We start from the raw sequence: 10,196 nt of genomic DNA on the forward strand, positions 1-10,196 counted from the left end.
TGCTACATTGCTGCCGAAAGCCTGTATTCCATGGACGGGGACCTGGCACCTCTTCCGGAACTTGCAGGGCTGGCAGAAAAATACCATGCGGAACTGATTGTTGATGAAGCACATGCGTTCGGGGTCTTCGGCTATGGCCTGGTCAGCCAACATCATCTGCAGCACAAAGTACTGGCCACCGTTGTTACCTATGGAAAAGCATTGGGAACGCACGGTGCAGCCCTACTGACGAATGAACTGATCTCCTCCTATCTGGTTAATTTTGCATCACCTTTCATTTACACCACTGCAGCCCATGATTTTCTCTGGATGAGCATCCGGGAAGGGTACCGCTACCTGGAAACAAATGCCCGGCTGCAGGTACAGCTCCGGGAAAACATTTCTGTTTTCAGGGCACAGCACCTGCCGGGTCCGTCTTCGGAAAAGAGTCCGGTACAGGCCGTCCTTATCCCGGACCGCCGGAAATTAAACATGGTAAAAAACAATCTGGAAGAACATGGATTCCTGACGTATGCCGTATTCAGCCCGGCCGTCAGAGAAGGAACCGAACGCCTCAGGATCTGCCTGCACAGCTTCAATACGGAAAAAGAAATCCTTGAACTGACTGCCTTAATTAAAAAATTTATTGACTGAAATGAACCCCCCATCACTGACAATACGACAAAAGGATAAATTAACGCTGTTTGTAACCGGCATAGGCACCGGCGTAGGGAAGACGGTCTGCTCTGCAGTACTCACTGCTTATTTCAGGGCAGATTACTGGAAACCCATCCAGTCCGGCGACCTTGATGAATCCGACAGCATGAAGATCAGACAATGGACTGCAGGAAACCCGTTTTGCCATCCGGAGACCTACCGGTTTCGGCTGGCAGCTTCCCCGCACCAGTCTGCAAAAGAAGAAAAGACCATCATAGACCTTGAACGGTTTATTATTCCTCAGACGGACCATCACCTCATTATTGAAGGGGCCGGCGGACTGATGGTTCCGTTAAATGAAGATACATTTATGATTGACCTGATCGAAAAGCTGGATATTCCGGTAGCACTCGTCGTCAGAAATTACCTGGGCTGTATCAATCACACCCTGCTTTCCGTAATGGCTTTAAAGCAAAAAAATCTTCAGCTCAGCTACCTGATTCTTAACGGCAGCTTCCCGCCGGATACGGAGCGGATCATCTGTAATGCTGCGGCAGCGGATACCCATATCATCAGAATTCCGGAAATTGAAAATATAACAAAAGAAAACATAGAATGCATAACCCACCGATTAACGCTGATACAATGAAAACCCAAACTTTAAGACACGACTGGACCCAAGAGGAAGTCGAAGAAATTTACCACCTTCCGCTGATGAAACTTATTTACAAAGCGGCAACCGTTCACCGCGAATGGCATGACCCGGCAGAGATCCAGCTGTCGACCCTCCTTTCGATCAAGACCGGCGGCTGTCCGGAAGACTGTTCCTACTGCGGCCAGGCTGCCCGGTACCACACCAACATCAAGGTACAGGCATTGCTCCCGACCGAAAAAGTAATCGAGCATGCCCGGAAGGCCAGAGAAGCAGGCTCCTCCAGGTTCTGCATGGCAGCAGCATGGCGGGAAGTCCGGGATAACCGCGATTTTGACCGGGTTATTGAGATGGTGAAAGGGGTAAATGAACTGGGATTGGAAGTCTGCTGCACCCTGGGCATGCTTACTGAAGAGCAGGCAGAACGGCTCCAAGCCGCAGGATTATATGCCTACAATCACAATCTGGATACCTCCGAACAGTATTACAAAGAAATTATTTCCACCCGCACTTTTGATAACCGGATCAATACCATCAACCATGTCAGGAAAGCAGGGATCACGGTGTGCTCGGGTGGGATCATCGGTCTTGGGGAAACCCATCAGGACCGGATTTCCATGCTGCTGACCCTGGCTACCATGCCGAAGCATCCCGAATCCGTCCCCGTCAATGCACTGGCAAGGGTAGAGGGAACTCCGCTTCAGGATCATCAAAAAACCGATACCTGGGAAATGGTCCGGATGATTGCCACCGCACGCATCATCATGCCCGCTTCCATGGTACGCCTGAGTGCCGGAAGAATTGAAATGACTGGCTTTGAGCAGGGTTGGTGCTTTATGGCCGGTGCCAATTCTATCTTTACCGGTGAACGCGAAACCCTGCTGGTTACTCCCAATCCCGGGGTGTCAGAAGATCTGCAGCTGCTGGAAACCCTGGGGCTGAAGCCTATGAAGAAGGAGACCGGAAAAGAAACCTGTCAGAAGAATCATAACCTGATATCATTTCCATAATAGCATCATCTATGAATTTACAGCAACGCGACCGGGCTGTCAACTGGCATCCTTACACCCAGATGAAAACTGCTGCCGGTGCCATCGCCATTACCAGCGGAAAAGGAATCTACCTTTTCGATGAAACCGGAAAGTCCTATATTGATGCAGTGTCATCATGGTGGGTTACCCTGCACGGCCATGCCCATCCGTACATCGCTGCACGGGTCTCCGAACAGCTGAACACCCTGGAGCAGGTCATCTTCGCGGGATTTACCCATGAACCGGCCGTGCAGCTTTCCGAAAATCTACTGAAACTGCTGCCGGAGCTGCAGAGGAAGGTATTTTATTCCGATAACGGTTCTACTGCCGTGGAAGTGGCTTTAAAAATGTGCATTCAGAAAGCTTTCCAGCAAGGCAGGAGCAAAACAAAAATCCTGGCTTTCCGGGGAGCATATCACGGCGATACTTTCGGGGCGATGTCAGTGAGCGGAAGAAGCGCCTGGACCGAACCTTTCGGAGAAATGCTTTTTGATGTCATTTTTCTAGATCCGCCGGTCCCGGAAAATCTTGACGGGCTGAAGCGCTTTGTTGCAGATCATCAGGACGAAATCGCCTGCTTTATCTACGAACCTCTGGTACAGGGAGCTGCCGGCATGCTTATGCATCGTCCGGAAGATCTTTCGGAGCTGATGAAGTACTGCCGGGAACACGGAATAGTGATGATTCAGGATGAGGTATTTACAGGATTCGGCAGAACAGGAGCGCTGTTTGCGGCAGATTATCTCACGGAACAACCGGACATCATGTGCTTTTCCAAAGGACTGACCGGCGGAACGATGCCTATGGGGATTACTACCTGTTCCGATGAAATCTTTAATGCTTTTTTATCGGATGATCCTTACAAAACCTTATTTCACGGACATTCATTTACGGCAAATCCGCTGGCCTGTACCGCTGCCTTAGCCAGTATGGAACTGCTGCTGGCAGAAGAAACCTCTGAAAGGATCCGTATGATCTGCCGGAAACACTCCACATTTACAGACATCCTGAAGCAACATCCGAAAGCTGATCGTGTAAGACAGACGGGAACCATCCTTGCATGGAACATCAGAAGTGATGAACAGACTTCCTACTTTAATGATTCCGGAAAGGACGTCTATAACGAATTCCTGAAACGGGGTGTTATCATGCGTCCGCTGGGAAATGTCCTTTACCTGGTGCCGCCCTACTGTATTACGGAACAGGAGCTTGAGTTCCTTTACCGCCAGATCATCGAAGTGATGGATCTGGTAAAATAAAGCAATGACTGATCGGTGGTTAATTGGAAGGTATCCGTTAATCAGATGCTTTCTATCTCTATTCACCGGCTGTTCTTATGCTATTCATCATAATATTTTGTACGGGAAACCTGCCGGATCCGGAAGAGGTCTTACAAAAAGGAAAACAGGTAATGAAAATAGTTTCTTACTTTTGCGGATTAAAAATGAAGTATGAAAGTTTATACAGAAAGATTGATACTCAGGAAAATGACGCCTGAAGACAGGGAAGCCATATTCCGGTACCTGTCGGATGCGGATACTAACAGGTTTCAAAGCTGGATTCCGGAAACTTCCGGAGAGGTGGAAGAATTTATTAAAAACCATATAAAAGACTTTAATGTTCCCGGAACGTGGTTCCAGCTTCTGATAGCAGAAAAAGATAGCGGCAGCGTGATTGGTGATATCGGCGTTCATTTTATCGGATCCGACGGGCAGCAGGCAGAGCTCGGAATTACAGTCAGTAAAGAATACCATCACAAAGGATATGCTTCAGAAGCGCTGAAAGGGATCATCGGGTATTTGTTTCAGGAATTCGGCAAACACAGAATTACCGCATCGGTTGACCCCAGAAACACCGCTTCCATGAAACTTATGGAACGCGTAGGGTTCAGAAAAGAGGGCCATTTTATAAAAAGCCTTTTCTGGAAAAACGAATGGGCAGATGATGTGATCTTTGCCCTTCTCAAAGACGAATGGGAAACCGGACAATAACGTTCACTTGGCTTGTTTTTTGAACCTTTGCAACCTAAACAATCAATATGGAATCCGTATTATTCCTGCAGCTGGACTGGAAGGAACTTTTCATGGGCCAGGAAGAATGGCCTTTTCTTCTTGAGATTATTCTCCGTACCGTTATCATGTTCATCACCATCATTCTGGGCCTCAGAATCCTGGGCAAAAGAGGTGTAAAACAGCTTTCGCTCTTTGAGCTGGTGGTGATTATCGGTCTGGGATCTGCTGCCGGAGACCCGATGTTTTACAAGGAAGTCGGCATTCTCTCGTCCATCATTGTATTTGCGGTGATCATAATGCTGTACTCGGGAGTCACTTATCTTATCGGAAACAATAAATTCTTTGAAAACCTGCTGGAAGGTAAACCGATCTGCCTGATTGAGAAAGGAGAATTCTCTATTGAGAATTTTAAAAAGGAAAATCTCGGGAGTGATGAATTTTTTGCCGAACTGAGGCTGCAGGGAATTTCTCAGCTTGGACAGATTGACAGAGCGATAGAAGAGGTTTCCGGAGACATCAGTGTATTTTTCGCAGAAGATGATGAGGTAAAATACGGCCTTCCCATCATGCCGGGCTCTCTGGAAAATCCCCTGAAGACCATTAGCATAAAGGGACATTATTCCTGTACTTTTTGTGGACATACTGAAGAGAAAGAAAGCGGCAATGCAGGGAAATGTGACAAATGCCGGAGAGAAAACTGGGTAAAGGCCTGCGGAAAGAAGAGAATAACCTGAAAAATAAAAGGCTCCAAAGGAGGAGCCTAAAAAAACACAAATGATGAAAAAAAATTATTTCGATAAACAAATATACTGATTTATCTATACTATTAAGCATAGCATAACATTTATTTATAAAATCTATCGTTATTCTGATAAACCCGCATTGAGATCACGGGAAGTAGTGGAAATTCCCACAGCGACCAATACGAGAACGGTACCTGCAAAGATACCGGCAATAATTCCCTTTATTTTTTTCGGATGATTCCTTTCCAGAAATGCAATCGCGCCATTCTGTTTTGTTTTCATACCCATATACCATCAAATTATACACCAACTTCATAGCAGGGCTTAGAAATAATGGAGGCCGGTAATGAATATGCTGTTTCCGGAAATTTAAACCTGACGCAGGTTATATAACCCGTATTCGCACTGTCCGGTTATTTGTCTCATGTTGAGCAGGATCATAAAGGCAAAATTAAAAATTCTCATACTTTTGAAAAGAGCATAATACACTCAGATTCAATTTTAAAAAAGGTGAAAGCTTCTCCTGTAATGGGGAAGCTTTTTATATTGTTATAAAAGTACTTTTAAAAATCCGGGCAAAAACCAAACGCATTCACAACCTGCCGTGACAGCATCAGTGCTGATGAACCAAAAGCCTGAACGCTTTTAACAATTCTTCACGGTTCCTGATTTTCCCATCCTGTTTAAAAAAAATTCCTTCCCGGAGAGGGAAGGAACACACCTAACATTAAGAAATTTTGCTAGACAATAAACATTTGTGCAATTGCCTTTGCAGCATCTCCAGTTAAAATTTCGTCATATGCCGCGGAACCTGCCGCGGCTCCGAAGGCTGCTGCCGTATTGAATCCGGCCTGGTTGGTAAGATCTTCTCCTACATATACCTTACTGTTTACCGACGCCGGGATATTTCCACCGTCTGCGCCTTCAATCCAACCTTTATTTGCACGAAGCCTTCTCACCTGTGAGGCATGTCTGGCCTCTACGGAATGAATTTGTAAAGCTGCCTGAAGGATGTCCTTATTGGCCATTACATTTCCGGCCTGGCCTTTATACGCTCTTACACCGGTATCTTCAAAAGCCTGTGCCAGGGTAAGGAACTGGCTGTAATCCGTAAATGGTGAAAATGCACCACCTACCGTATAATTAAAATTCGGTTTAGCTGCCGGAGCTTCCCCAAGGGAAGTGAGTGCTGCTTTTAGGAATGCCACGTGCGCAGCCTCGTGTTTTGAGATCTGCTGGAAAACCACTTTGTCTGAACTTGGTATCAGACCGGCAGTCGCTAATCCTTTGGCATAATAATCATCTTCCAGGTATTCCAGGGTAAGGGCAAGCTGTAAAGCATCAGTCAATGCACTTTTGGCAGCGATTCCCGTGGATGCGGTACTCACTGTTTTCTGTGCTTTCACAGAATTGGTCATTAATGCTCCCAAACCCAGCGGTGCCGCAGCAATGGCCGCTTTTTTACCGAATGAGGAAATTTGGGTAAGGGTTTCTAATCTTGATGCTTCCGTAGTGAAAAATTTATCGTCAGAAAGTCTGTCCAGTAGTTTTAGAATGTTCATAATGTAATTTTTTGTGAAGTGAATAATTAACCGATGCCCTGTTCTTTCCAGGTAAACGGAGTTTTAAAGAATCCTCCTGCTGCCGTTACGACTTCCTTAGGCGTTTTTGCCAGGTCAAGACCATTGGCATTGATAATGTCATCACCGGAAAAAGCAGCCGTTCCAGGATTGATCAGGTCTCTGATCGCAGCGGCGTGCCTGGCTTCTACGGAAACAATTTTTCCTGCAATAACCAGGTACGTGGCGTTGGTAATGTACCTTCCGGCCCCGTTATAGGCCGCTACACCAGTATCTTCCAGTGCTTTGGCAGTGGCAAGTACGGAAGTACGGCTGTTGAAATCCACACCGGGATACTGAAACTCAAGGGTTGGCAATACATTGGATGTTGCTCCGCCGATAGCGGCCTTGAAAAAATCCCTGTGAATTACTTCATGATGATAGAGATCCGTAAAGATCTGTTTTTCGGCATTTGAAATACCGGAATAAAAATTATTCACCACTTTCGTATAAAAATCCGCTTCCAGCTGTTCAAGGGCGTATGCATAATTCAGTACGCCTACGTCACCCTTCCCAAGGTCAAAAACGTTATTGTCCACATAATCGAAATCGTTGTCATCACAACCGATCAGGGTTAATCCGGCCATAGCCAGCCCTACGCCACTCAGTTTCAGAAAGTTTCTTCTGTTGGTATCAAGAGTTGCTCCCTGATTTGAAACTTGAATTGTTTTTTTCATAATATTATCTGTTTAAGTGTTCACTTTAATTAAGAATAGAGAAAAAACAGCATAAAGGATTTATGCTGTTTAACAACTAACAAACCATTACGGCATTAATACCGTGTCTATAACGTGAATGACCCCATTAGACTGATTCACATCAGCTATTGTAACTTTAGCATCATTTCCTTTAGCATCTTTTACGTAAAGATTTTTTCCTTTTGTCCAGAAAGTAAGCTCTTCGCCTTCCACCGTTTTCATCATGGCTTTACCGTTTCCGGCTTTTACCGCTGCCCAGATCTGGCTGGCATTGTATTTTCCCGGAAGCACGTGGTAGGTTAAAATTTTGGTAAGCATTTCTTTATTTTCCGGTTTTACCAGATTGTCAACAGTGCCTTTCGGAAGTTTGTTGAAAGCTGCATTGGTAGGGGCCAGTACGGTGAAAGGTCCTGCTCCCTGCAATGTTTCCACCAGGCCGGCTGCTTTTACTGCTGCTACCAGTGTTGTATGGTCTTTGGAGTTTACTGCATTTTCTACAATGTTCTTGGAAGGGTACATAGCGGCGCCGCCTACCATTACCGTTTTCTCTTTTGTCATCTGGGCCGTCATGTTTCCGCTGAAAGCGAAAGATAAGGCAACCATTCCTAAAACTGCGATTTTTGATCTTGTATTCATTTCCTGATTTTTTTAAAAATTAATTGAATTGAGTTGTGTTGTTATAGGCATTTACGAGACCGGTTGTGCTTCAGATTTAAAATTTTCAAAAATATTTCAGTAAAAATCACAAACTTCTGTGAATCAGCATATTAATTTTTAAAATAATTGATCATGCTGCCATATCATTATGAAAAATTTTAATTTATATTCCCTCATTTAATTAAAAAATTAAACATTTGATTAATTTTTAGTTATAAATTTAAATTTTGACCATGCTGATACTGAATTTTTTTTGCACGAATAATGAACATTGTCGTCTGTATAGGATATACTGTTAAAATGTTCATATTTACTGCCACATGCCTGTTTTTATGTTTTGATGTGTTAAGAATATTGACAGGTTATTTTATTTTTGCTATATTTGAGCAGAAAATAATTCGTTATTAAAACAAACTATTCGGAAGAGCAACTCATCGTTTTACTACAAAACAAAAACGAAAATGGTTTTCATCATCTGTATGACCATTACTCAGGTGCGCTTTATGGTGTCATTCTCCGGATTGTTCAGTCTAAAGATTATACGGAAGAAATTATTCAGGATGTCTTCGTCAAGATATGGAATTCCATCGGCCAGTATGATGCCTCAAAGGGCAGATTCTACACCTGGATGATTAATATTGCCCGGAATACGGCTATTGATTATCTGAAATCCAAAAGTTTCCAGAACGAACTTAAAAACCAATCTCTTCCGGATTTCGTATATAACTCTGCAGAACTTTCAACAGAAAGCCATTCCTCTGATTTCATAGGGTTTGACAAGGTGCTTGAAAGTCTGGACATGGACAAGAAGGAACTTATCGACCTGGCCTATTATCAGGGATATACCCAAAGTGAGATATCTGAAAAACTGAAAATCCCACTGGGAACAGTAAAAACCAAGATGCGGAATGCGCTGATGAAATTAAAGGATTTGCTAAAAGACTATCAATAATTTGAACACTAAAGAATACATATCATCCGGAGTTATAGAATCTTATATTCTAGGTCTTGCTTCTCCCGACGAAGCAGGGATTTTGGAGTGTGTGATGAAGAATAATGCTGAAGTAAAGGCTGCTTTTGAAGAAGCACAGAAGACGCTGGAGGACCTGGCGACTGCACAGGCTGTAGCACCGCCTGCCGATCTGAAATCAAAGATCTGGGAAAGGCTGCAGCAGGAACAGCCTGCCGGTACCGTAGCGCCGGAAGCTGTATTTTCTGCGGATATTCCCGCTGCACAGCCACAGGAGGAAATCAGGATTCAGAGGACAGGGAACTGGAAGGCCTATGCCATTGCAGCCTCCGTGCTTTTCCTGATCAGTATAGCCGGTAATATTTTCTGGATGAACGACCATGCGGAGATGAACCGGGAGATGGCAAAAATGGAGACCGCAAAGCAATCTCAGGATTTTGCCATGCAGAAGATGAATCAACGGCTTGCGATGGTCACCAACCCGGATATGAAGATGGTGAGGCTGAAAGGGGTGGAAAAACATACCAGCTCGCAGGCTATGGTGTTCTGGGATACCAAAACTAAGGAAGTCTATCTGAATGCCGAAACCCTGCCGCAGGTACCCGAAGGTATGCAGTACCAGCTTTGGGCGATTGCCGACGGCAAACCCGTGAATGCCGGAATGTATACCGAAGAAAAAGACAGTAAGATTGCCCTCGCTAATATTCCCAAGGCACAGGCATTTGCCATTACCCTTGAAAAGAAAGGCGGAAGCCCTGTTCCTACGATGGAGAACATGTTTGTAATGGGTGAAATATAAGACTCATTTACATCATGCACAACATACAGAACCAGCCCTTAAGGCTGGTTTTTTTATTATATGAAACCTGCTTACCGGTGTCAAAACTGGTAAGGTTTCCATCTGCCGGGGTTTTACATCTCCGTTAAAATCCGTACCTTTAGGATGATCAATACCAAAATAATATGGAAAGAAGGAAAATTAAGAACACGGATCTTTCGGTAGCACCGGTAAATTTCGGGGGAAATGTATTTGGGTGGACACTTGACGAGCAACAGTCTTTTGACATACTGGACCGTTTCGCAGGGGAAGGATTTAATTTCATTGATACGGCCGATACTTATTCGTGGTGGGTAAACGGCAAAGGCGGACAGTCCGAGGAAATCATCGGAAAATGGAT

13 protein-coding genes are annotated in these 10,196 nt (G+C 44.7%); 9 read left to right on the forward strand and 4 right to left on the reverse strand.

The annotated features are described in order from the left end of the window. The 6 genes from QZ735_RS07815 to QZ735_RS07840 form a co-directional block, all read left to right on the forward strand. A partial coding sequence (locus QZ735_RS07815; protein ID WP_294246525.1) for an aminotransferase class I/II-fold pyridoxal phosphate-dependent enzyme occupies nucleotides 1-633 on the forward strand: 633 nt, incomplete at its 5' end. A gap of 1 nt (nucleotide 634) precedes the next feature. After that, on the forward strand, nucleotides 635-1,285 hold the full coding sequence (gene bioD / locus QZ735_RS07820) for a dethiobiotin synthase (RefSeq protein ID WP_294246528.1): 651 nt from the start codon (nucleotides 635-637) through the stop codon (nucleotides 1,283-1,285). Beyond that, nucleotides 1,282-2,298 carry a biotin synthase BioB gene (gene bioB, locus QZ735_RS07825; protein WP_294246531.1) on the forward strand — a complete coding sequence of 339 codons (1,017 nt, stop codon included), beginning with the start codon at nucleotides 1,282-1,284 and terminating at the stop codon, nucleotides 2,296-2,298. Before bioD ends, bioB begins: the two co-directional genes overlap by 4 nt. An 11-nt stretch (nucleotides 2,299-2,309) precedes the next feature. Then, nucleotides 2,310-3,578 carry an adenosylmethionine--8-amino-7-oxononanoate transaminase gene (gene bioA / locus QZ735_RS07830; RefSeq protein WP_294246534.1) on the forward strand — a complete coding sequence of 423 codons (1,269 nt, stop codon included), beginning with the start codon at nucleotides 2,310-2,312 and terminating at the stop codon, nucleotides 3,576-3,578. 192 nt (nucleotides 3,579-3,770) lie between these two features. Then, a complete protein-coding gene (locus QZ735_RS07835) occupies nucleotides 3,771-4,310 on the forward strand; it encodes a GNAT family protein (protein ID WP_294246537.1) in 540 nt (179 codons plus the stop codon). Between the two features lie 47 nt (nucleotides 4,311-4,357). Continuing rightward, nucleotides 4,358-5,065 carry a DUF421 domain-containing protein gene (locus QZ735_RS07840; RefSeq protein ID WP_294246539.1) on the forward strand — a complete coding sequence of 236 codons (708 nt, stop codon included), beginning with the start codon at nucleotides 4,358-4,360 and terminating at the stop codon, nucleotides 5,063-5,065. 129 nt (nucleotides 5,066-5,194) lie between these two features. Here the strand turns inward: QZ735_RS07840 and QZ735_RS07845 are convergent, their stop codons facing one another. The 4 genes from QZ735_RS07845 to QZ735_RS07860 form a co-directional block, all read right to left on the reverse strand. Continuing rightward, nucleotides 5,195-5,356, reverse strand: a complete 162-nt coding sequence (locus QZ735_RS07845) for a hypothetical protein (RefSeq protein ID WP_294246542.1) — start codon at nucleotides 5,354-5,356, stop codon at nucleotides 5,195-5,197. Between the two features lie 458 nt (nucleotides 5,357-5,814). Continuing rightward, complete coding sequence (locus QZ735_RS07850) at nucleotides 5,815-6,636, reverse strand: ferritin-like domain-containing protein (protein WP_294246544.1); 822 nt, start codon at nucleotides 6,634-6,636, stop codon at nucleotides 5,815-5,817. A gap of 26 nt (nucleotides 6,637-6,662) precedes the next feature. Beyond that, on the reverse strand, nucleotides 6,663-7,370 hold the full coding sequence (locus QZ735_RS07855; RefSeq protein WP_294246546.1) for a ferritin-like domain-containing protein: 708 nt from the start codon (nucleotides 7,368-7,370) through the stop codon (nucleotides 6,663-6,665). A gap of 87 nt (nucleotides 7,371-7,457) precedes the next feature. Further along, nucleotides 7,458-8,027, reverse strand: a complete 570-nt coding sequence (locus tag QZ735_RS07860) for a fasciclin domain-containing protein (protein WP_294246549.1) — start codon at nucleotides 8,025-8,027, stop codon at nucleotides 7,458-7,460. 496 nt (nucleotides 8,028-8,523) lie between these two features. Between QZ735_RS07860 and QZ735_RS07865 the strand changes: the two genes are divergently transcribed. From QZ735_RS07865 to QZ735_RS07875, 3 genes are all read left to right on the forward strand, one after another. After that, nucleotides 8,524-9,000: a sigma-70 family RNA polymerase sigma factor gene (locus tag QZ735_RS07865; RefSeq protein ID WP_294246559.1), complete on the forward strand. Its 477-nt coding sequence runs from the start codon at nucleotides 8,524-8,526 to the stop codon at nucleotides 8,998-9,000. A 1-nt stretch (nucleotide 9,001) separates the two neighbouring features. Next, nucleotides 9,002-9,817, forward strand: coding sequence for an anti-sigma factor (locus QZ735_RS07870; RefSeq protein WP_294246553.1), 816 nt, complete (start codon nucleotides 9,002-9,004; stop codon nucleotides 9,815-9,817). Between the two features lie 164 nt (nucleotides 9,818-9,981). After that, a partial coding sequence (locus tag QZ735_RS07875; RefSeq protein WP_294246555.1) for an aldo/keto reductase occupies nucleotides 9,982-10,196 on the forward strand: 215 nt, incomplete at its 3' end.

Origin of the sequence: uncultured Chryseobacterium sp. (assembly GCF_913776365.1) — a bacterium.
Taxonomy (GTDB): domain Bacteria; phylum Bacteroidota; class Bacteroidia; order Flavobacteriales; family Weeksellaceae; genus Chryseobacterium.

What these genes read in the sequence shown, in the direction of transcription:
- bioD (WP_294246528.1), top strand. Translation starts at nt 635, where the DNA reads ATGAACCCCCCATCACTGACAATACGACAAAAGGATAAATTAACGCTG.
- bioB (WP_294246531.1), top strand. Translation starts at nt 1,282, where the DNA reads ATGAAAACCCAAACTTTAAGACACGACTGGACCCAAGAGGAAGTCGAA.
- bioA (WP_294246534.1), top strand. Translation starts at nt 2,310, where the DNA reads ATGAATTTACAGCAACGCGACCGGGCTGTCAACTGGCATCCTTACACC.
- QZ735_RS07835 (WP_294246537.1), top strand. Translation starts at nt 3,771, where the DNA reads ATGAAAGTTTATACAGAAAGATTGATACTCAGGAAAATGACGCCTGAA.
- QZ735_RS07840 (WP_294246539.1), top strand. Translation starts at nt 4,358, where the DNA reads ATGGAATCCGTATTATTCCTGCAGCTGGACTGGAAGGAACTTTTCATG.
- QZ735_RS07845 (WP_294246542.1), bottom strand. Translation starts at nt 5,356, where the DNA reads ATGAAAACAAAACAGAATGGCGCGATTGCATTTCTGGAAAGGAATCAT.
- QZ735_RS07850 (WP_294246544.1), bottom strand. Translation starts at nt 6,636, where the DNA reads ATGAACATTCTAAAACTACTGGACAGACTTTCTGACGATAAATTTTTC.
- QZ735_RS07855 (WP_294246546.1), bottom strand. Translation starts at nt 7,370, where the DNA reads ATGAAAAAAACAATTCAAGTTTCAAATCAGGGAGCAACTCTTGATACC.
- QZ735_RS07860 (WP_294246549.1), bottom strand. Translation starts at nt 8,027, where the DNA reads ATGAATACAAGATCAAAAATCGCAGTTTTAGGAATGGTTGCCTTATCT.